The organism is Acetobacteraceae bacterium, from assembly GCA_004843165.1.
GTDB lineage: Bacteria > Pseudomonadota > Alphaproteobacteria > Acetobacterales > Acetobacteraceae.
In genome coordinates, this window is record CP039459.1 from 777,513 (window position 1) to 798,445 (window position 20,933).

The window sequence follows — 20,933 nt, forward strand, 5'->3', positions numbered from 1 at the left end:
TAAATCCAAATGAATTGATCCTCTAATCCAGAAAGATCTCAGCTAGATATGTGCGAAGAAAATAAGCAAAAAAACATATTTTCTCCTTTTAAAAAGCTCGACACAAAGAATCGCCGTCGTGTTTTACAAAAAAAATGGATTGAAAATATTCGTCAAGAAACAGGCGATAGCTACTCCAAAATCGCGCGAAATTGTGGCCTTGCCCAAAGTACAATCAGCCGCTTTATGGATGATACCCAGACGACAGGGGTGCTATCGGCAACAACCGAAGAGAAAATTCTCTCCATCTATGGTGCAGAAACCCCTAACCCTCTGAAAAATCAGCATTTTCGGACATTCCCATCGCCTAAGCTTTTAACAACCCATCAAATCAATGTCATTGGTTCTGTTCAGGCTGGTCTTTGGCGAGAAGCAATGGAACTCTCCCATGAGGATCGTTACCAGATTGCTGCCCATGTCCCTGAAAAATATAAAACCATTCCCTATTATGGGCTGCTCGTTCAGGGAGAATCGATGAACCGAATTTTTCCAGACGGCTCGATTGTCATTGTGGCCAATTTTTTAGATTTGGCCAGAGGACCGGAAACAGGCGATTACGTTATTGTCCAACGCAGAGATCCTTACAGCGCCGCTTTTGAGGCAACGGTCAAAGCCTTTCAACAATGTGAAAATGGTGAAATGCTCCTATGGCCTCGCAGTACAGATCCACATTTTCAGCGTCCCTTTGTTCTTAAAAACGAGGCGGCCTTCAGCCTAGAGGAAAGTAAAGGATCAGAGCAGATTGATAACGCCGGAGCCTCAGACATCACCATCTTAGGCCTGGTCATCGGGGTTCAAATTTCAACGCCAAAATGTGTTTTTGATTGAAATAGCCACAGCCTCTATTGCAGATTAAGGCCAAATATTTTTCCCTTAGAAGGGAAATAAGCTTAGCGGCCTCTATCATGCTATTTTTGGGTTTAGCACGTAGAGAATCAACCTTAACAAGGCGTATAGAAAAGCTTCGATTGATCACATTTTACAGAGGCAAAAAGCGCCTCCTAAAGAATGGCGTAAAAGATATTTCTTTTTGCGATATTAAATCTGTACAAAATGATTGGCCTATCCCTTTCACACTCTCCAAGAAATAGGCAACACCTGAAGAAATTAGAAAAATTCACGCAATAGACTCGTTTTATATAATACGTATTTCAAATACGTATTATATCGTCTAAAAAGAAGCCATGAAAAATTCTGCTGAACAACTTCCACCGCTTTTGCGGATTGGCTTTCGTCCTTTTTTCCTTGGAGCTTCTCTGTGGGCACTCCTGAGTATTCTCCTTTGGATGTGCAATCTTTTTGGACTTTCCGGACATTTTATTGGCGGATCAGAGATTCCAGCCTTTCTTTGGCACGGACATGAGATGGTTTTTGGCTTTGTCTTTGCCGTAACGGCCGGCTTTCTTCTGACAGCAAGCGCCAACTGGACAGGCACTAATCCTGCCAGCGGCCTAGCGCTGGCTTTTCTGGTCTTTTGCTGGATGGGAGGCAGAATCTTTTTTTATACAGGCAATCTTTCCCTCGCCGCCTGTTCAGATCTTTGCGCTGATTTTGGCGTCCTCATTGCCGTGGCACGTGTTATCCTTAGGGCACGCCTTTGGCGCAATTTAATGCTTCTCCTCCTCCTTGCGCTTCCCGCTTTTCTCAATCTTTATTTTTACGTGATAGAAATTTCTTCTATTCCTTTCGATCCTGCTTTAGCGACTGAAGGGAGTTTAGGCGTCTTTTTTATCTTTATTCTGCTTATTGCCGGCCGGATTATTCCAATTTTTTCATCCAATGCGATTTCAAATCTTCACATTCAACCGAAACCGCTTCTCGATAGGCTTTCTTTACTTTTTGGAGCGCTTGCCTTGCTCCTCTGGACGTTTTCCGCCTATACGCTCTCACCTTTTATGGCTGACCTCTGTCGGCTCATTTTTGGCATAGCTGCTATCCTGCATTTTTGGCGTTTTTTAAACTGGAAGCCTTGGCGTGCCCATCAAAACGGTATGATTTTTGCCCTCTATCTTAGCTATGGCTGGGTTATTGTCTCTTTTTTTGCCATGATTTTGGAAAGTTTTGCGCTTATTCTTCGAAGTATGAATATTCATTTCATGGGACTTGGCGCGATTTCAATGGCGATTGCCGCCATGATTTGCCGTGTGAGCAGAGGCCATACAGGACGACCAATCGTTCTGGGTAAAATCGAGCTTCTCTTTTTCGTAATGATGACACTGGCCGCTCTTTTGCGCCTGATTGCCAGTTTCCCAAGCTTTATGGCACAACAAACGCTTTTCATCAGCCTCCTCATGGGGTCTGCAAGCTGTTTTATCCTTGGATTTGCTGCTTTCCTCTTTTGCTATGCCCCCTTCCTTTGCACCAATCGAGCCGATGGGAAAAAAGGATAGTCAGCCTACCAAGAGGTTTGTATATTACCCAATGACCTCATTTATAAATTCAAAAGCACCTTTTTAAAGGGATAAAATCATGACAGCTTGCAAAAATTTTCTGAGCGACAATACAGCACCTATCGATAAAGCCGTTTTAGAAGCTCTCCTGCAAGCCAATGAAAATCATACGCTTCCTTACGGTCAAGATAAGTTTTCCGCTGAATTAGAAACAGTTTTCGCTCAAAAATTAGGCGCAAAATTAAAAGTTTTTCCAGTGGCAACCGGTACAGGTGCAAATGCGCTGGCTTTAAGCGCTTTGGTCTCCCCTTGGGGCGCTGTCATTTGTGATAAAGCCGGCCATATTGAGAATGACGAAGGTGGCGCACCCGAATTTTATACCGGCGGTGCTAAAATTATGACCATCCAATCAAAAGATGGCAAAATATTGCCGAAAAAGTTAAAAGAAGCGCTACTCTATAATCAAAATAAAGGCGTTTTAGCGCCGCCTATTCAAGCGCTTTCCCTTTCACAATCAACGGAATGCGGCACTTTTTATTGCAAAGCGGAACTGAAGGCCCTTGTTGATTTAGCGCATGAATTTGGACTTTTGGTACATCTGGACGGGGCTCGTCTGGGCAATGCCGTAGCGGCGCTAGAGTGCGACGTCAAAGAAATCACTTCGGAAATCGGCATTGATGCGCTTGTTTTTGGAATGGGGAAAGCCGGAGCAATGGCTGCGGAACCACTTGTTATCTTTGAAAATGAGCGAACAAAACCTGCCCTAAAGGCACTTTCCCATCTTCGGAAGCGTGCGGGTCAAACCTGGTCTAAAGGTCGTTTTTTATCGGTACAGGCTTTGGCAATGTTAGCGGAGGATCGCTGGCTTAAAAATTCCCGACATGCCAATGCAATGATTGCCCATCTTTTAGAAGGGCTAACGGCCAAACAGAAAACAAGCAGTTTTGAGTTTTATCTGCCCTATGAAACAAAAACGAATGAACTCTTTCTTATCACAGAAACAGCCCTTTTAGATCATTTGGAAAAAGAAGATTTTGCCTTTTATCGCTTCCCTGTTGAAGAGATTTTCAAGGACGAAATAACGCATTTCAAAAACCCCCAAATGGCTCGATTTGTCACTAGTTTCTATACGAAAAAAGAAGATATTGAAGCCTTGCTGAAGGCTTTTTGAAGATTTCAAAATGTAAACAATCCATTACTTTCCTTAATGTAAGGATTTATTGACATTTGTTTGCTATTCCTTACATTACTAAATGTAAGGCTTACTTAACATTTAAGGGCGGAAAAATGCTGTTAAAACCCAATACGCCACTTGGATTTGCGGAATTTATCCGCCATTTACGCAAGAAAAAAGGCTGGACACAGGCTGTCTTAGCGGAAAAAGTTGGCGTTTCCCGCCAATGGGTCAGCCAGATGGAAAACGGCCATAATTATAAGGCCGAGTTTAACCTCGTCCTTCGTGCCCTTAATGAACTCAGCGCAGAGATTATTGAGAAGCAGGACTAGAAATTTAAGGGGGAAACGAGATGGAAGCTTTTATTCTCATCAACGGCAAAAAAGTTGCGACCTTAGCGGAAGAAAATAACCTTAGAGTCCTGCGATACTTGCCGCAGGCGCTTGAAAAACCGCATGAAAATTTTATCAGTTTCCGCCGGCAAACCTCCTTAAAAAGATGAAACGGAAAAAGGAAGGCTAAGCCTTCCTTTTCTTTTGCATTTACAACTTCTGAATAATGCCTTTATTTCTGGCGTACACCTGTTGAGCCAAAGCCGCCTTTGCCGCGCTCTTTATCGCTGACTTTGGCCTCTGGCAGTGTCACATTCGCCAAGAGGCAGAAGACAGCCTGAGCAATACGATCGCCGACCTTCACTTCAAAATCCTGATCGCCGAGATTCATCAAAATTACTTTTAATTCGCCCTCATAATCCTGATCAATCGTGCCCGGCGAATTTAGCGTAAAAATTCCGTGCTTTGCCGCCAATCCAGAGCGGCTCCGCACCTGCATATCAATGGGAGTATCGGTTTTAAGATGAACCCTCAAACCGGTGGCAATCATCGCATGTTTACCGGCTGGAATGGTGACATCCACCGCAGAATGCAAATCATAGCCGGAACTATGCTGAGTGGATTTCGTCGGAAAGACAGCCTGATCGGCATAAGGCAAATCTTTGAGGATGGAAAAGGCAATTTCGTATTTTTTTGTCATGTTTCTGCTACTCTTTATTATTCTTTAAAGACTTTAGGAAGTTGCGTGTCGTTCTTCACATTGATTTTTTTGCCATAGGCGATTTCCGGCGCTGAAAGACATTGGCGGAAAGCCTCTAGAACGGGGACGATCCCTTTCAGGCGCAAATGCAGATCTTTATTTGCCCCCCTTGCCGCAAGCTTTACCTCGGCATGATCCGCTTTTTCCAATTCGCCTAAAATCTCATCAATTTCATTATCACGCACCAGAGTCATCAAAATATATTCATTTTCAGGATCAAGCTCAAAAAAATGTTTTTTCTGATCAATTTTCAGCGTAAATTTTCCGTTTTCTGAACCTCTTAAATCCCAGGCATGATCGGTTGTCCATAACTCCCGTGACATCCGGGAAACAAGAAAGACAAAAGGATGCGCTTTTGGCACTGTTTCCGAAGTCACTTTATAATCAAGGGCGCAAACACTCGTTTTATGTTTTGCCTTATCGCTGTAAAGGGTCGAGGCTGACCAAATATGCCCGGCATCTATTTTAGAAGATTGCAGGACAACCCAATCGTTTGGATTTTCTTCCGCCTGTGCCCAAAACGGAAAAGTCGCAAATAGGGATAATCCTACGGCTAAGATCTGTTTGAAAAATCTCTTTTTTTTGAAATGTAATGCCACTTAACTGACCCTCAGCCTTTCATTCTTTTGCGCTTTGCGATGCGGATGAAAGCGCCCATAAAATCTTAAATAACATTCTTTCAGCCTGAAAAGAAATTTTTTGCAAAAAAAGGGGATACGGTTATAATTTCCCCCTCTTAATTTCACTTAAAATCTTTAGGAAATCTAATATTCGTAATCTATCTCTGAATGAAGACGAGGATCTTCCTGAATTTTTCGTCAAAGAAGCACCTCTGCCAAAAGAGGCTCCCATTCCCTCTCTTAAAAAAATGATTGATCTCTCAAAACCACGCTGGATCAAAGCAGGGCAAGAAATTGAAATCTCCGGCGCTAAAATCAAGGACGGCATGCTCTATATCGGTGAAGTGCCCCGCAACAGCGCCTCTGCACAAACGGATTACGGCCCTGAACTGATCAATTTAGCCCTTGATATTGCGCCAATGGGGCAATTTACAATGCGCCAGACAGGTTATTGGCCAAGCTATGATGCACTTGCCCCCTCTGGACGCCGTGCCTATCTCCATTGGCTTTCAGAAGGACGCCGTCATAAAGAGGCCGACCCTGGACTGGTTTTTCTCTTTTTTTATGGTTTAGAGCGGCGCATTCTGACCTCACCGCTGCCTTTAACGGCGGAACGGCAAGAGGAATGGCAAAATATTGCAACGGAATTAAAAGCGCTTTTAAAAACCTATGGGCCACGCTCTCCCTCTTTGGCCGGTTATATTTCCAGATTGCTGGAATGGATGGAGGATTTCCAATCCGCAACAGATAAGAACGTCACCCCAAAATCTCTGGAAAGATTTCTGATTCCTGAAGACACCGAAGAAGCGGATCTGCCAAAAGCTTGGCAACAAATTTGGGAAAATATTCAGCAGACCTATCCCTATCCTAGAGCTAAACGTACCGAACTGCCTTGGCGTTTGCGCTTAGCACTCGGACAAATCAGCCGTGATGCCAAACCGCTTTCGCCGCCGATGGCGCTGGCATGGCTGCATTATCATCCTGACACAAACCTCCGCACGCCTGCGGCACGCTGTCCTAAACAATTTGACCAGCTTTTCATGGCACATTTTGCCAAAAATTTTCCGCAATGGATGCGCCTCTTAAAAAGCCGCACGCCACTCAAAAAAACCTATTCGCCGGCCTCACATGCTTTGCAATTTCACCCAGCACTTAAAATGGAATTTTCCGACATTCCAGATATTAGCCGTCTCAAAAATGGTTTAAGCAAGCTCGAAGATATTGCGATTCATGTATGTGATCAGCTCGATCTATACAGCCGTGCCCTTTCCAAAGAGCCAAATGATCCGGAAAATATGGATCTGCAAATTCTACTCCCCTTTATGCTTTGGCCAGAAGGGATGCAGATTAAAATTAAGGACTTAACAGACAAAATCACCCAACAAGGGGCAGAAACTTATTGCTTTCATGAAATCTTTGAAGCCATAAATCCACAGCCAGAAAAAGACCTCACCCTACCTAAACGACTTTCTTTAAAACAAATTCAAGTCTTGGTCGAAAGTCTCAAAAGCTTAAATATCGGGGTAGAGCCTATCCCAACAAAAAATGCTGTCGATCTTTCCGAAAAATACACCTTTTTTCCTTATCCTTTTCAGGAGAATGAAAATCAGGAAGATATTCCCGCCTTTACCCAGCTTTTCTTACAATTAGGGGTCGCTTTAGCCCTCTCTGATGCCGAAGGGGTAAATCCGCCCCGAAGGGAATTTTTGGAAAAACAGCTCCTCAGCGCTGATTTTTCTACAGCAACAGACAGCTCTCTCCGCTTGATGCAAAATAAGGCGCATATACTTTATTTAAGCACGCTTTCATCAACAAAAATTTTTAATCTGACAAAAAAACTCCTGCCAAATTTGGAACTCACACAGACGCAAAAGATTTTGTTGTTAAACCGCATGATTATGCAGGCAAAATTAACGGGGATGGTCTCCATTGGGGCGATAAAATTTTTAGAGAAAATCTATAAATTATTCGATCAGGAGATAAGCACTCTCCCAAGTGATGTTAGCCGAGGCGGGATAGATGCGCCTGCACCGAAATCAAAAACACGCACCGCCACACACACCCTCCAGCTGGATTTAGAAAAAATCGAGGAAAAACGCCAAGCCACCGAAGCCATCAGCGGCATTTTAGATCATATTTTCAATCCGGAAGCAGAAAAAGAGCCCCCCTCTCCAGCCTCGATACCTGTCGCCCCTGAAATACAGGCGGAAGAGAGTTCTGATACATCGCAGATTTTTCCTGACCTAGACACAGCGCACCGCAAAATGGCACAAGCGCTGATCGCAAAAACAGAATGGGACAGAACAGAAATTGAAGCTTTAGCCGAAAAATTCGACCTTATGGCGGAAGGGGCGCTCGAAGTCATTAACGATGCCGCTTTTGATCTTTATGACGCGCCTTTCATCGAGGGCGAAGACCCGTTTGAAATCAATCCGGAGATTTTGGAACAATTTCAGGCCTAAACGACACTCTCTTTCGTAAAAGATAAAAATGGCAGGGAAAATCCCCTGCCACATTTTAAGAGATACGTGCAGAAAAAAGAGAACGGCGTCTGCTCAAAGCCTTTTCAGATAAACCATATGTCTCAAAGCCTTTTGGCAGCGCATTCTCTGCATTTTCATTTTCTTGACCAACCAGCATCGAAGAACTCTCTGCAACGGGCAAATATTCCACCCAATCAACAGGTACCTGATGTGTGCGCCCATCCCCGCCGCGAACATTGATATAGGTTCGCCGCTGAACGGCCTTAAAACCATAGGCTGTGACCCTGACATTTTCCACACCTTCGGCATTCTCTTGGACAGTGGTTTTTAAAATATTCCGTGTAACGCTTTCGGCATGTGCAAATTTATTCTCACCATAATCATTCGCAATTGATTCATGCACCCAAAAACAAGGGCGTTTTCCATATGTATCTTTGTAAATTTCTTGATGCGAACGATGTTGGCGGTAAAATGGAACCGTCAGGAGAGGTGCAAAAGAGAAATAAAAAGCATACATAAAATCATGATGATATTGATTAAAAAATTTTCGTATTTCTGCGAGGTCATAGTGGCGAAATTTTTCAGGATTGCCGTCAATATCTGTATTTTTCAACGCATCTGTACTCAGAATATTTATCATCCCATTTTTGTTGAAAGAGAAATCGTCACCGTGCCCAATCACTTTATCTTTGAGCAACTTGACCATTTGCACCTGCGCCAATGGGGTAAATAATAAGCGGAACTGCACTTCATTATCCCGGTCTTCTGCTCCAAAAAGACTCTCAAACTCACGGTTAGCCATCACTGTAAAATTCTGATTACTCTTGAGAGATTTCTTTTCAAGCTTTCGTATGGCTCTATTTTTTCGAAAACGATCCAATTTACCATCCCCTAAACTTGAAAGCTTAGACGGTACCCGACTAAAGCTCAGTTCTGGAGCAGCCTCATTGGCATAGACAATAAAACTCTCTGTCGCATATTCCGGAAAAGGTTCCGTAACAGAGGCCCGCAAAGTTTCGTGATGGGTAACGGTTTCCAGTTTTCCCTCGGCATTTCTTCGTTGTGTTGTCCAGCGAATGCTGAGTGAGCCTTGGTAGGTTTTAGACCCCATCCAATGTCCTAAAGTCTTGGCAAGAATAAAGGGATTGCCATTAAAGCTCCCGCTATGGGTATGTAAAATGGAGTGATCTTTTCCAAGGTTGGCATCAAAGCCAAACTGCTCATGCATCTCCTGTATACGGGCATTGTTAAAATATTTGTCAAACCTCATCCCTGGAAAGCTTTGTGCTACCAATTCTAAAGCAATATCCCATGTAAAAAGATCATTTAATGAAGACAGCTCTTCCCATGCTTTTGCAAGCATAGCGTCAACTTGCGCTTTTAAGTCGTTTAGTTCCGGTTTTAGAGCATTTATTTGCCGCAACACCCAATAAATAAAGGGCAAGAAAATGATCAATGGTACCACAGCAAGCCAACAGAAATCCTGCTCTAAACTATTCCATAAATAAATCGCAAGCCCTAGGGAAAGGACAATCTGAATGCCCAAAATAATTTTTAGCCCTAGATATCTTTTAAATTTTGCCTTTCGTTTTTCCGCTACGGCTTGAAGCGCCAAAATGGTTTCCGTATTTTTAACCGCATCTATCCCTGATTTCTCAACCAATTTTTCAAAAAAGGCAGAAACATTTTTTGCATGTTCCGCCTTTAAATGATGTGCATAGAAATCTAGAGGATCTAAAATATCCTCACTCAAAAGAAGGTACCCCGTGCCGCTGCTTTTGTCTCTGCTGAGGCGATAAAGGGAATTCTCGTTGTATAGCCGGCACGTGCCGCAACGATTTGCTTCGTTGGCCATTCGAAAATACTTGAATTCCACAAAAGGACAGCATCATTATAGAGAGAACGTGCCGCTGTAATTTCTTGCTGAAGATAACTATTCTGACGCATCGCATCCGCAATCACAGCATGCGCTTTTAAGTCGGGATAAGATTCAACGGTTAGGCGCACTTGTGCAAAAGCATTCTCTAAATTTGAGGACGCAATATTACGCTCACGGTCCGAGGCCGGGGAAACACCACTGCGATAAGCAGAAACAGATTCCATCACTTTTGTGTCCAGATCGACTGCTTTGCTCAGCAGACCAACAACATTGTTCAAAATCATAACACGTTGTTCAAGATAATTATCAATCTGTGACGCATCCGTTTGAACCCGCTGCTGTAACTTACGCAAAGTTGCTAAAGCATTGATTTTCATAAATAAGAAAATCAGCCCCGGAAGAATACCTGCTGCGAAAAGAACAATCGCCTGCAACAAAGGCAAAATACCTAAAGAAAGCGCAATCATGCCGGGAATAAAAAAGACCGTCCAAAGCGCAATTTCAAACAGAAGAGACCCAAAACCAACTTTCACCTGAATTTGCTTATTGATGACATGCACATCCTGCCCTGCATCATTGATGGGACCTGTCAGTTCATCGAGTTCATTTGCCATGCGTAAATATTCCTTAAGATATATGATATATTAATCTCAAACCTCTGCGCCAAAGGCTGATAGGCAAATGAAGCAATAAAAGAATGATTTTAAGTGCGAACTATCCTTTCTAAAGAGAAAAAATTTTCCCTCAAAGATGACACGAAAAATATATTATACTCTTGGCAAAAAAGGCACTTGAAGGCAGAGTATGCTAAATCTTTCACTTCATCAGGCAGGAGTAAAACGTGCCTAAATTTTCTTTTGCGATATGCTGTTTCATTGCCGCAGGCGGTATGATTGCTCTGCTCGGAACGGCCAAGGCACAGCAACCGACAAGAGGCGCTTTTACGATGCCTTTTGCCCATGATCCCAATACGCCGAAACTGCCGGCTCCTGACACGCACCTCCCCTATCCCAACCAGCCCATTACCGAAAATCAGCAAGACACAAAAGCCAACGTCAATACGGCCGGTCTCCCTGTCGGTAAAAAACCCGATCAGGCACAGCAAGAGGCGCAATCCATCATTGCCTCTGACCGTGGCCCGGCCGGGCAAAATCATGATGAAGAGGATCAGGTTTGGAATGACCCGGATTCCAACAGCACCCCACCTGGTGACAATCCCGATAATACCTTATTTAATTTTCCGTAAGATCCCTTGTAACGCAGGGTAATCTACTTCCCCAATTTTCAGAAATTTATTTAAGCGTTATTTTGAACCCCCGTGCCCCCTTATCGGCACGGGGTTTTTAAATTTAACTTAGACATAAAATAGAGATTAAAATGATAGAAGATGACGTATGGGAATACCCTATAGGGGGGCCGTGCGGCTGGATGTGGCGGCGCGCAAAAGAAAAGACACTGGCACAGGATTTTAATCCTAACCATCTCCCCACCGGATCGCCTGACAGCACAGGCGGACGATTTACAACGGAAGAAAATGCCAGCCTCTCTGTCCCTCCCTCAGCGAAAGTAACCGAAAAACAAAGCTCTCCAAAATCCGATATGCCGAAAAAAGCGGAAAGCGATCGATCTTATTTAAAAGATGCGATTTATCCTGCGCCTGACTTCTCAGATTTTTTACCGACCCCATCAGCGGCAGGTTTGAAAATTTTAAAAGGCTTAAAGCTTGCTTATGGTTTTTCCGAAGAAACACTGGCGTTTTTCGCTAAATTTCTTGCCGAAGAGGAGGGTAAAAAGGCGCTTGCGGGTGCCCCCAAGAATGTTCTGAAAGAAGAAAAAACGCTTTCAAATCTCTTTGAAAAAAAAGCAAAGCCTCTTCTCCAAAAGAGCATGTCAATAAATATGCGGATAAGAGCAAAGCCAATCCGCAAACATCGGTAGAAAAAGCGAAATTAGAAAGAGAAGCGCTCTCTCAAATCGATCTTCGCCTTCCTAAGCCCAGCAAAGAACTCTTTGAAAGCTATGAGAAATAGGGGCATCTTTTAGAGCGTCACCTGATAGAAGGCAATGCGCATAATCCAACGGGCATGACAGATGTTCATCTTATTCAACGGGCGCAAACAGGCAAATCCGCTTCAGCAATTCAAAATATGGAAACTTTAATAGAGAGCTACGCCAAAGCTTTGAATAAGCCTGAAAATCAGGCAGAGTTAAGAAGACTTTTAGCCGGAAAAAGAGAGAAGGTTTGGCTTGAGCTGGATATGGGAAGAAAGATTGGCAGATATGTCAAACAGGGCAGCTCTATTGTGAAAGATGCTAAAAAAGTACAATTTTTAATCAAACGGACAAAGAATAATCCTGAGGGTTTTTATGTAGAAACCCTTGAACTACTGCCATAAAGGAGAATGAGGTTAAAATGAATAAAAAATATTATATTGATAAAACAGAACTTCATGACGCAGATGGTTTAACAGAAGGTCATCTTTGGAAAAGAATTTTTCCTGAACTACCTGATTTTTTCCGTTCATATTTAAATTACTCTGTTTTGGATGAACTTGGAGATGGGGAAACAGCGGCAGAGACGATACCAGTTGCCGTAAGAGGGTATGATTACGAAACCATTAAAGAAGTTCAGGCAGAACTGGCAGAGATGACTTGGGCTGTTAAACAGGGAAAACTGAATATAGAGGATTTCCTAGAAGATGTTTGGATTGTTCTTGTGCCTGAATATCAGAATCTCCCGCCTTTGGAATGGCTCGCAGATCTCCAAAATCTCTTAGAAAAAGCCATTCAGGAAAGATATGGTGAAGGATTTTAACAAAGGTTAAAATGAATAAAAAATATTATATTGATAAAACAGAACTTCATGACGCAGATGGTTTAGCAGAAGGCCATCTTTGGGAAAGAATTTTTCCAAGACTGCCTGATTTTTTCCGTTCTTATTTAAATTATTCGGTTCTGGATGAGATTGGGGAAGGGGAAACGGCGGCCGAGACCATGCCCGCTGCTGTAAGGGGATATAATTATAACACGATTAAAGAAGTTCAGGCAGAGCTTGCAGAGATGGCTTGGGCTGTTAAACAGGGAAAACTGAATATGGCGGATTTCCTAGAGGATGTTTGGATTGTTCTTGTGCCTGAATATCAGAATCTCTCACCTCTGGAATGGCTCGCAGATCTCCAAAATCTTTTAGAAAAAGCCATACAAGAGAGATATGGTGAAGGATTTTAACTTTAAGTCTTAAAACTATCTAGCAACGAGACAGCCTATCAATATCGTAACAATAATGACAAAACCTAAAAAACAAAAAGTGAAATATCGTTGTGTCGTTTTTTTTCTATCATCTGTAACATTTGGCACTGAGACAGACATCGGGGGGGCTTTTACAAGAAAAATATTATCAATATTTCCGCCATCTACGGGGCTGGCCAATAGCAAGATATTCCCTTGGGAAAAATTCCATAAAGTTCGCAATTCCGCTACTGATGGGCTGTCTTCTGACGCAATAAAATTAAACATCGCTATCAGCTGGGCACTCTCACGGGTTCCTGTTAAAAATTTCTGTAGCTGATCGCTCAATTCACGCTTCAGCGGAAGATCTTGCAACTGTGCCATTTTCCTCTCTAAGAGATTGACGCATTGTTTTACTTCTTTCGTTGCACAACTCAGCCATTCATCCGCCTTATCTCTTATAAGATCATCCAGAAGATCCGTTAAAAGTGAATTTTCTACAACGGGATTTGTTCTAAAAACCTCTAACACGTGCCCAAGAAGTTTGAATAAAATCTCTTGATCTGCACAACTTCCCTGAAGAACCAAAGAATAGCGGATCCGGGTATTTACACGATCCCGACGTCTTGAAGGAATGGCACTCACAAAACAACGCCATTTGCCTACAGAATACCGCTCTAAAATCAAAGTTGGCAACTCAAAAGATGTTGCACTTTGATAGGCTGTCTTTGTCCACCAGCGTTCCGGCGGTGCCTCACCTAAAAACGCATAATCAGAGGTTAATCCACGGGTTTGAAGCCAAAGTTCCATCTTATTCTCTCATTATTGCTTCATAGCATTTATCTAAACGTCATTTTTAGTCTTGCGTATTTACCTCGGCTTCCGGCGGGATAATCCGAGAATCTTCCCTCGGTTTCTCCTCCATGGAAGAAAGAGAAAAATCTTCCCCGCTCCTTTTTAGTTTTTGACGTCTTTGGTCTGCATCAAATTCTCGGAAACCTTTCTGTTTTTCATTTTTTTGTTTTGAAGGAAAAAATCTCGAAAATAGACGAGCGTAAAGAGGAAGAAGCGTTTTCCGGTTCCATCTTTTGGCTTTCTAAGACAGCCATTTTCCTCTTCTCTATCTCTCTATTAAAAGAATTCTCTAGATTGGAGAAATCCAGAAAAAATGGAAGGGTAATATCTCCTCCTGCGAGGGGACTGGGCAATAGCACACAACAATGAGACTGATCTCGCACAGACCGCCGTAAAGCAATCTTTAAGTCTTCCGCCAAGGAATCCTCTAACGAAGCAATAAAATTAAATAATGCGACGAGTAGTCTTTCGGAATCAGAGTTCTTTTCAAAAATACTCCGTATTTTCTCCTCCAAAGGAAAAGGCACTAACTGAGAAAATTTTTTCTTTAAGCCAATCAAACATTGCTCTAACCCCCATAAAGCATTCTTTAACTCTTCCGCCAAGGGATCCTCTGACGAAGCAATAAAATTCAACAATGCAACGATTCTTTTAGAATCAGAGTTCTTTTCAAAAATACTCCGTATTTTCTCCTCCAAAGGAAAAGGCGTTAACTGAGAAAATTTTTTCTTTAAGCCAATCAAACATTGCTCTACTTGATTTTGAGTCTCCGGCTTCTTTTCCAACCATTTATCCGCCTGTTCCCCCACAGCCTCATCCAGAAATTTCGTGAGTGATCCTATTTCCGGCGGATGCTTTCTAAAAACCTGCAAAACCTCTCCAAGAAGCTTAAACAAAATCTCTTGATCCGTGCCATCACCAGATAGAACCAGCGAATAGCGTATCTGTGTCTTAAGCCGATCACACCGCTCGGAAGGAATGGCACTGATAAAACACTCCCATTTCCCCGAAGGAAATAATTCCAAAATCAAAGTTGGCTGCTCAAACGATGTGAAATTTTTATAGACTCCCTCTGCCCACCATTCCTGCTGCGGTACCTCGCCGAGGAACGCATAATCATGCGTTACCCCACGTGTTCGAAGCCAAATCTTCACCCGCTGATCCCAGTTGGACGAATAATCTTAACCCGTGGGCCATAGTCTTTCTGACATAAAGCATTTAGCAATTCCACAACATTATTGGAGGATTTAATCGCCTCATCTGCCGTCTGTGCTGCTCGCGCTGCCTTTTTTTCGTTCTCTGTTACACGACCAAACAAACTGAAAATTGATTCAAAAATATTTTTATTTTGAGCTTGCTTCTGGGCTTCTTCAGCTTTTGTAATCGAAGCCGTTGCCTTCTCATATTGCACTTTCTCGTGGTAGTGAAAAAATTGCTTCGCAACGGCTAATAAAATATCCCTTGCCCCAAAAACGGACTGCCTACCGGAACGACACACCCGAAATGAAGGGCTAAAGACTGGTGGCTTTGCATTAACGTCCCATCGTGCCGATAAAAACTCTACACAGCCAATCGTATCAACCGGCATATATAAAATCTCTGTATTTTCAGGCCCCTCTTTATAAACGGTTTCGATGACATCCTTATAAAGATTTAGAGTCCGGTTAAAAAGCTCCTCTCTCTTATCGCGAGTTCCACCATTATCATCAAAATAGCTCTCGCATTTCACAGGACAAATTAATACCAACGAGGGATGATCCGGCCGTTTTTTCTTGGCCTTACTCCATGCTTCAAGAATTTCACCAGTCGCATACAGATCAAGGATACTATCGATAGCGCTCTTTTCTTTTGCTCTGCCTGCCTCCATCACCAAACTGGCATCAACGACCAACAAGAGAACAGAAGCATCCTTTATAAATTCTGCACTTTGTATCTGCTCCTGCGTTTCTCCACTCAACAATACACCACGGGATACCCACCCACCGGGAAAATCTAACAAAGTCAGATCTAATTTATGCGCTTCATCAATAGCACTGCCAAGCGATAGATTAAAATAATACGGTGCTTCAGTACCGCTCATCGCCCCGGTATCAAATTCCCCTTCACGTAATGAACCGCGTAATTGGTTCATATGCTGATTGATCCGCACCCGGGTTTTTGCATTCTTAGGCTCTAGACTTAGCGGTGTATCCTCCAAAAGTTTTTTGGTATCTTGAAGCAGGGCTGTCACCAAAGAGGTTTTCCCAATTCGGCTGGGTGCCAACATTGCAATTTTAAATTCTAAATTTGTATCACTCATTTATCATTCCTCGGATCTCGGGAAATATGATCCTTTCCAATACATTTTGGATCACACCTACAAATTTCAGGGGGGACTTACGCTAAGGTTTGGCGAACAGCCTTCATCGCATTTTTAACAGCGGCAGTTCTTGCTGTTGCTGCCTTGACGCCGGCAAAAATACCTGGCCAGATCTCATCACGATAGGAATACGCCAGCCGTTTCAACTCTCTCTCAGAAACAGCAGAACGAATTAATGCATCATCAAACTGCTCGACGGCTGCATATATCACCCTTTCTGGCACTTTATACTCTTCCATCAGAGCTTTACGCATCTGATATACTGCAGAATGTGCTTTCTCTGTCATCTTGCGCAACAATTTTTCTACGCCAGAAGATGTTTTTTCTACGGCAAATTCAGGTTCCACATCACCTGTTTTAGGATTCACACTCTCATTTTGTAGAATATCAAGCGTATAACGAACCTTATGATGAAGCTGTGTCCGGTAATCAAGCCGCAATGAAAGTAAATCTTTTATCGCACGAGAAATTTGCGGGCATGGCTCCTCTGCCTCCTCCGCTAATGTGGCCAATTTCTCAAGAACCCCACGCCCTGTTTTTCCCTCCAACAAGATACCGAAAGAAGGCTTTAAAATGCCATCGCCTAGACGTTTCCAGACCTCCTCAAGTGTTTTATTAAAATAGTCATCAATACCTGAGAAAGCATTACTAACTTCAACCCGAATATTATTAAACTCACGATTAACAAATCCACCAGAGCCGCTCTCCACGATCAGATTTTCAAAGGCTTTCTTAGACCATTTTTCGGCCCCGTCTCCCAATCCGTTATCAATCCAATGACAGATATTTTCATAAGCATGATCTACAGCTTCTTCAAAAGCCTCCGCTTCCTTTCCTGAATCCTGAGACACCTGTTCCTTTAGAATTTTTAACTCCAAATGTAATTTAAGAGCTAACCTACTTAGGAGCTTTTTTATTTCATCATCCAATGTCTCTCGCTCACCAGAACCCAAGTTGGACGCTTTGCCTTTTGTAAAGCTTGCCTCAATTCCCGAAAGAATCTCATTTACCTGCAAAACAATACCTGCTGACTGGGCAAGCGTCTTTTTACGAATTTGACGATCCATGACCGGCAAACGTTCAGCTAGATGGGTAAGTACAGGTTCAAGAACATGCTCATAAACGTTTTTTTCATCCGCAGCATTTGCCTCCAGCAGCTGAAAATTCTTACCAGCCTCACCATTATTGACATTTCGCAAGATATCCCCCCGTAATGCCATGATGCTTGCCTTATCAGCTCCGCCAATATTCATCACCAAATAAACAAAATCACGTCGACTTTCTACGAAACCCCGTGCCTTGTCCAGCAGATCAGTTGCATTACCGTCTTCCTTGCCCCAGTAGGCCATCCCCTCTAGGGGGCGTTTTACCAACATCACCAAATCCACATCATTGCACAGACCTTCAAGATGATGTTCCTCGGCATTGGCATTGAGTTCACCAAGTCCCGGTAAATCAATAATCCCTAACTGAGAAACCTGTGCATAAGGGAAAGGGCATTCAATCCGCACATCCTTAACCGCCAAATAAGGACGAGGTACAACCTGACCATGAAGGTACCCCTCTTCTTCGGCCTCTGAAGTCGGGTAGGCAACATAATGACGCAAACCATCAAGGCTAACCTCTGTTTCTCCACCTACTAAAGCGCTACGATAAGAAGGTAAAGATGACTGCATATCTTTAATTTTTTTTAAAATAATCGTGGCACTTGCTTCTCGTTCAGAAACAGATTCTGGATATTGATACTGCGCAAAAAGCTCCAAAGTTTGAGGGGCTTCTGGCAGACCTAGCGCATCATGATAAGGTTGCAGCACATCTTGACGAAAACTCTCATAAGTATGCAAATGCAAAATGGCACGACGTAAATGATCAGAATGGAAAATCCGGCTACGTACGGCGGTCACGGGCAAACCACTGCCCGTCGGAATCTGGTCATCATTTAAACCAGAAATAGATTGCAACAGGGTGCTCTTTCCCACACGCGCTCGACCACTCACACCGACATTTAAAGTAGGACGACTAAAACGTGCTTTAAGATGCTCAAGACTGGTAATAGCCTGAGAAATGTTACCATTGACTGTGTCAAATGGAAGGGTGCTAAAATTATCTAGTGCTTGATTATCCGCCCCCTCATGCTGGCGAAATACTGTAACGGCCTGTTTCAGATCTGCAAGATTGCCCTTTAATTTTTCCAACCTGTTAAGTTGCCGCTCAATTTCCGGCAGCTCATTGCGTCTTTCTTGTAAAATAGCTGTAATTTTTTTTTGAATATTCGTCACAGATGAAGCTTCTCTTTTCTAACAGATGAAGCTTCTCTTTTCTAACAGATGAAGCTTCTCTTTTCTAACAGATGAAGCTTCTCTTTTCTAACAGATGAAGCTTCTCTTTTCTAACAGATGAAGCTTCTCTTTTCTAACAATAAGTAAACACTATCTTTGGTGTCTCTTTCTTAAATTTATGTCAACCCTAATATCTTAAAGAAATAACAAAATCCATAAATAATAAGTAAAATTTTTCAATCTTCTAAAATTTTCCCTAAAAAGGCGAGTTTTCCCCCGCCTTTTTCGTGTCAAAATCTGTTCTGGCTTAGTAGCGTGCCGGGATTAAAATTCTTGGGGAAAGGATTTCTTTTTGCTCATCCGGATTGGTGCAACGCACCCAGCGCTGGTAAGGATAATCCTCTACGCCGACAGGACGGACGAGAAAGGATTGGGCGGTGCAGTTTTGGACTTCAGGATCTGCAAAATCGACATGGCGATAGGCCGGAACTGGCTGGCCGCCTGTTTTGAGGCTTTCCGCCGTTTTAAGAAAATCTGAAATTTTTTGGGCTGAAATCCAGAAGGCTTTGACCTTATCTTTTTCGCCGGGATTATCTACGAGCAAGATACCGCCTTCTTTTTCGCCATTGGCAAGGGTCAGTTCCGCATAGGCGGAAATCACGCCGATTTTGTCAAAGGGAACGGGTGCTAAGGATTTAATCTCTTCTCTGGCGTTTTTATTAAAATTAAAAGAGATAATTTCAACGGCACTGACTTCGGAAGGAACACCATTATTCTCATTACGGCCATTATTGAGCCAAGAAACGGCTTTGGGTGAATTGAGAAGGCCCGCAATTTTCCATTGCTGTTTATCGGAAAGAATCTGCGGATCAGAGAAGACTTCAGCAGAGGCCAATGATGTCATGTAAGATGCAGAAAGCCCTAAAGCCAAGCAGGCGGCTGCAACTTTTTTATTCAAAAATTTATACATAGAGATCCCTTAAATGCACCGAATGCTTCAAAGATTTTAAAAAAATTTGGCTCGTTTTCATTTTATAGACGTTTTTTTAACTATGACAGGATAAAGGAAAAAAACAAGAAGAAAGCTTTTTCATCGGGTTGCGTTGCTTGCAGTGCATGATTTTTAGCCCTAAACTCTATAGCCTGTTTTTTATTTTCTGACTTTCGTTTTTTTCCTACAAAGAAGTTGCCAATTACCCTATGTCTCTTTCCCCCTCCCCTGAGAAAAAAATCAAAATCCGCCCCCGTGACAAAGATGCCCTTCTACAATCGTTGAGGGCGGGGGTTGTTCCCCGTATTGGCCAGCATCTTATCCAAGTGGGACGTAAACTCGAAGTCGAAACCCTCATCAAAGATATTGAACGTCTCAGCGATGGCGGGTCTGCCTTTCGCCTGATTGTGGGGGAATATGGAGCCGGAAAAACCTTTTTTCTCAATTTAGTGCGCACCATTGCGCTCGAGCATAAGCTCGTCGTCGCCAGTGCCGATTTAAACCCTGACCGCCGTCTGCATGCGACAGGGGGGCAAGCCCGTTCGCTTTTTGCGGAGCTGATGCGCAATCTCTCCACCAGGGCACGTCCTGATGGCAATGCGATGGCTGGAATTGTTGAGAAATTTATTGCTACCTGCCGCAATGAAGCCAAAGCAGAGGGCAAAGCAGTCGAAACCATCCTCCAGGGCAAGCTCGAACAATTGAGTGAATTGGTGAATGGTTATGATTTTGCCGAAGTGATCTCAGCCTATTGCCGTGGCTTTGAAGAGGATAACCAAACGCTGAAAAACGATGCGCTGCGTTGGCTCAGAGGAGAGTTTTCCACCAAAACCGATGCGAAAAAAGCGCTTAGCGTTCGTGCCATTGTCGAGGACGGCTCTTTTTACGATCAATTAAAATTGATGGCGCTCTTCGTTCGTTTAGCAGGCTATAACGGTCTGCTTATTTCACTGGATGAAATGGTCAATCTCTTTAAGCTTTCCAATGCGCAAGCCCGGCGCTCCAACTATGAACAGCTCTTGCGTATTCTCAATGATTCTTTGCAGGGAACAGCGGTTGGGCTTGGCTTTATCCTTGGCGGTACGCCTGAATTTCTTCTTGACCCAAGGCGTGGTCTTTACAGTTATGAAGCTTTGCAAAGCCGTTTAGCGCAAAATAATTTTGCCACCGATGGGCTGGTGGATTTTTCAGGGCCCGTTGTGCGTCTTTCCAGTTTGACACCGGAGGATTTTTACCTCCTGCTTTCAAACATTCGCAATGTCCATGCCAGCGGTGATGAAAGTAAATATCTCATTCCTGATGAAGCGATCAAAGCCTTTATGCAGCATTGCAATGAACGGATCGGGAATAGTTTCTTTAGAACCCCTCGCACGACCATTACGGCCTTTATTAATCTTCTCGCTGTTTTGGAGCAAAACCCCAATGCGAAATGGCAGGACCTTGTCGGCGGATTAGATATTCAAGCGGACCAGGAGGCGCATATTTTAGGCGAGAACACCCCAACGGCGGACGAGGATGAATTTGCCGATTTCACGCTGTAAAAG

20 protein-coding genes are annotated in these 20,933 nt (G+C 43.2%); 11 read left to right on the plus strand and 9 right to left on the minus strand.

What is annotated here, in order from left to right:
- Positions 1-48 precede the first annotated feature (48 nt).
- From FAI41_03790 to FAI41_03805, 4 genes are all read left to right on the plus strand, one after another.
- Entirely contained in the window at positions 49-867 is an 819-nt protein-coding gene (locus FAI41_03790) for a hypothetical protein (GenBank protein QCE32774.1), read from the plus strand.
- A gap of 356 nt (positions 868-1,223) precedes the next feature.
- Positions 1,224-2,429: an NnrS family protein gene (locus FAI41_03795; protein ID QCE32775.1), complete on the plus strand. Its 1,206-nt coding sequence runs from the start codon at positions 1,224-1,226 to the stop codon at positions 2,427-2,429.
- Positions 2,430-2,508: 79 nt separating this feature from the next.
- Entirely contained in the window at positions 2,509-3,600 is a 1,092-nt protein-coding gene (locus FAI41_03800) for a low specificity L-threonine aldolase (protein ID QCE32776.1), read from the plus strand.
- Positions 3,601-3,716: 116 nt separating this feature from the next.
- Positions 3,717-3,935, plus strand: a complete 219-nt coding sequence (locus tag FAI41_03805) for a helix-turn-helix transcriptional regulator (GenBank protein QCE32777.1) — start codon at positions 3,717-3,719, stop codon at positions 3,933-3,935.
- Positions 3,936-4,167: 232 nt separating this feature from the next.
- On the opposite strand, the gene FAI41_03810 is transcribed toward FAI41_03805, so the two are convergent.
- On the minus strand, positions 4,168-4,635 hold the full coding sequence (locus FAI41_03810) for a dUTP diphosphatase (GenBank protein QCE32778.1): 468 nt from the start codon (positions 4,633-4,635) through the stop codon (positions 4,168-4,170).
- A 17-nt stretch (positions 4,636-4,652) separates the two neighbouring features.
- Positions 4,653-5,294, minus strand: a complete 642-nt coding sequence (locus tag FAI41_03815) for a hypothetical protein (GenBank protein ID QCE32779.1) — start codon at positions 5,292-5,294, stop codon at positions 4,653-4,655.
- Between the two features lie 269 nt (positions 5,295-5,563).
- On the opposite strand from FAI41_03815, the gene FAI41_03820 reads away from it, so the two are divergent.
- Positions 5,564-7,777, plus strand: coding sequence for a hypothetical protein (locus FAI41_03820; protein QCE32780.1), 2,214 nt, complete (start codon positions 5,564-5,566; stop codon positions 7,775-7,777).
- Positions 7,778-7,832: 55 nt separating this feature from the next.
- Here FAI41_03820 and FAI41_03825 read toward each other — a convergent pair whose 3' ends face one another.
- Positions 7,833-9,551, minus strand: a complete 1,719-nt coding sequence (locus FAI41_03825) for a hypothetical protein (GenBank protein ID QCE32781.1) — start codon at positions 9,549-9,551, stop codon at positions 7,833-7,835.
- Entirely contained in the window at positions 9,548-10,291 is a 744-nt protein-coding gene (locus FAI41_03830; GenBank protein ID QCE32782.1) for a LemA family protein, read from the minus strand. Before FAI41_03830 ends, FAI41_03825 begins: the two co-directional genes overlap by 4 nt.
- A 227-nt stretch (positions 10,292-10,518) precedes the next feature.
- Here FAI41_03830 and FAI41_03835 point away from each other — a divergent pair, with 227 nt between their 5' ends.
- The 5 genes from FAI41_03835 to FAI41_03855 all read left to right on the plus strand — a co-directional run bounded on the left by FAI41_03835 (position 10,519) and on the right by FAI41_03855 (position 12,905).
- Complete coding sequence (locus FAI41_03835) at positions 10,519-10,923, plus strand: hypothetical protein (GenBank protein ID QCE32783.1); 405 nt, start codon at positions 10,519-10,521, stop codon at positions 10,921-10,923.
- Positions 10,924-11,054: 131 nt separating this feature from the next.
- Complete coding sequence (locus FAI41_03840; protein ID QCE32784.1) at positions 11,055-11,615, plus strand: hypothetical protein; 561 nt, start codon at positions 11,055-11,057, stop codon at positions 11,613-11,615.
- A gap of 146 nt (positions 11,616-11,761) precedes the next feature.
- Positions 11,762-12,073 (plus strand): hypothetical protein, encoded by a 312-nt coding sequence (locus tag FAI41_03845; protein QCE32785.1) that lies wholly within the window; start codon positions 11,762-11,764, stop codon positions 12,071-12,073.
- A gap of 17 nt (positions 12,074-12,090) precedes the next feature.
- The gene (locus FAI41_03850) at positions 12,091-12,492 is read left to right on the plus strand and encodes a hypothetical protein (protein QCE32786.1); all 402 of its coding nucleotides are present in this window, start codon (positions 12,091-12,093) and stop codon (positions 12,490-12,492) included.
- An 11-nt stretch (positions 12,493-12,503) separates the two neighbouring features.
- On the plus strand, positions 12,504-12,905 hold the full coding sequence (locus tag FAI41_03855; protein ID QCE32787.1) for a hypothetical protein: 402 nt from the start codon (positions 12,504-12,506) through the stop codon (positions 12,903-12,905).
- A 15-nt stretch (positions 12,906-12,920) separates the two neighbouring features.
- Here the strand turns inward: FAI41_03855 and FAI41_03860 are convergent, their stop codons facing one another.
- From FAI41_03860 to FAI41_03880, 5 genes are all read right to left on the minus strand, one after another.
- Entirely contained in the window at positions 12,921-13,715 is a 795-nt protein-coding gene (locus tag FAI41_03860; GenBank protein QCE32788.1) for a hypothetical protein, read from the minus strand.
- Between the two features lie 200 nt (positions 13,716-13,915).
- Complete coding sequence (locus tag FAI41_03865) at positions 13,916-14,914, minus strand: hypothetical protein (protein QCE32789.1); 999 nt, start codon at positions 14,912-14,914, stop codon at positions 13,916-13,918.
- The gene (locus tag FAI41_03870; GenBank protein QCE32790.1) at positions 14,911-16,059 is read right to left on the minus strand and encodes a hypothetical protein; all 1,149 of its coding nucleotides are present in this window, start codon (positions 16,057-16,059) and stop codon (positions 14,911-14,913) included. Before FAI41_03870 ends, FAI41_03865 begins: the two co-directional genes overlap by 4 nt.
- Positions 16,060-16,136: 77 nt before the next feature.
- Entirely contained in the window at positions 16,137-18,398 is a 2,262-nt protein-coding gene (locus FAI41_03875) for a hypothetical protein (protein QCE32791.1), read from the minus strand.
- Between the two features lie 307 nt (positions 18,399-18,705).
- The gene (locus FAI41_03880; protein QCE32792.1) at positions 18,706-19,368 is read right to left on the minus strand and encodes a hypothetical protein; all 663 of its coding nucleotides are present in this window, start codon (positions 19,366-19,368) and stop codon (positions 18,706-18,708) included.
- 230 nt (positions 19,369-19,598) lie between these two features.
- Between FAI41_03880 and FAI41_03885 the strand changes: the two genes are divergently transcribed.
- Positions 19,599-20,930 carry an ATP-binding protein gene (locus FAI41_03885; protein QCE32793.1) on the plus strand — a complete coding sequence of 444 codons (1,332 nt, stop codon included), beginning with the start codon at positions 19,599-19,601 and terminating at the stop codon, positions 20,928-20,930.
- Positions 20,931-20,933: the final 3 nt, after the last annotated feature.

Excerpts from the sequence above, each read along its gene's own strand:
- FAI41_03790 (QCE32774.1), top strand. The coding sequence starts at position 49 with ATGTGCGAAGAAAATAAGCAAAAAAACATATTTTCTCCTTTTAAAAAG.
- FAI41_03795 (QCE32775.1), top strand. The coding sequence starts at position 1,224 with ATGAAAAATTCTGCTGAACAACTTCCACCGCTTTTGCGGATTGGCTTT.
- FAI41_03800 (QCE32776.1), top strand. The coding sequence starts at position 2,509 with ATGACAGCTTGCAAAAATTTTCTGAGCGACAATACAGCACCTATCGAT.
- FAI41_03805 (QCE32777.1), top strand. The coding sequence starts at position 3,717 with ATGCTGTTAAAACCCAATACGCCACTTGGATTTGCGGAATTTATCCGC.
- FAI41_03810 (QCE32778.1), bottom strand. The coding sequence starts at position 4,635 with ATGACAAAAAAATACGAAATTGCCTTTTCCATCCTCAAAGATTTGCCT.
- FAI41_03820 (QCE32780.1), top strand. The coding sequence starts at position 5,564 with ATGATTGATCTCTCAAAACCACGCTGGATCAAAGCAGGGCAAGAAATT.
- FAI41_03830 (QCE32782.1), bottom strand. The coding sequence starts at position 10,291 with ATGGCAAATGAACTCGATGAACTGACAGGTCCCATCAATGATGCAGGG.
- FAI41_03840 (QCE32784.1), top strand. The coding sequence starts at position 11,055 with ATGATAGAAGATGACGTATGGGAATACCCTATAGGGGGGCCGTGCGGC.
- FAI41_03845 (QCE32785.1), top strand. The coding sequence starts at position 11,762 with ATGACAGATGTTCATCTTATTCAACGGGCGCAAACAGGCAAATCCGCT.
- FAI41_03850 (QCE32786.1), top strand. The coding sequence starts at position 12,091 with ATGAATAAAAAATATTATATTGATAAAACAGAACTTCATGACGCAGAT.
- FAI41_03855 (QCE32787.1), top strand. The coding sequence starts at position 12,504 with ATGAATAAAAAATATTATATTGATAAAACAGAACTTCATGACGCAGAT.
- FAI41_03860 (QCE32788.1), bottom strand. The coding sequence starts at position 13,715 with ATGGAACTTTGGCTTCAAACCCGTGGATTAACCTCTGATTATGCGTTT.
- FAI41_03870 (QCE32790.1), bottom strand. The coding sequence starts at position 16,059 with ATGAGTGATACAAATTTAGAATTTAAAATTGCAATGTTGGCACCCAGC.
- FAI41_03880 (QCE32792.1), bottom strand. The coding sequence starts at position 19,368 with ATGTATAAATTTTTGAATAAAAAAGTTGCAGCCGCCTGCTTGGCTTTA.
- FAI41_03885 (QCE32793.1), top strand. The coding sequence starts at position 19,599 with ATGTCTCTTTCCCCCTCCCCTGAGAAAAAAATCAAAATCCGCCCCCGT.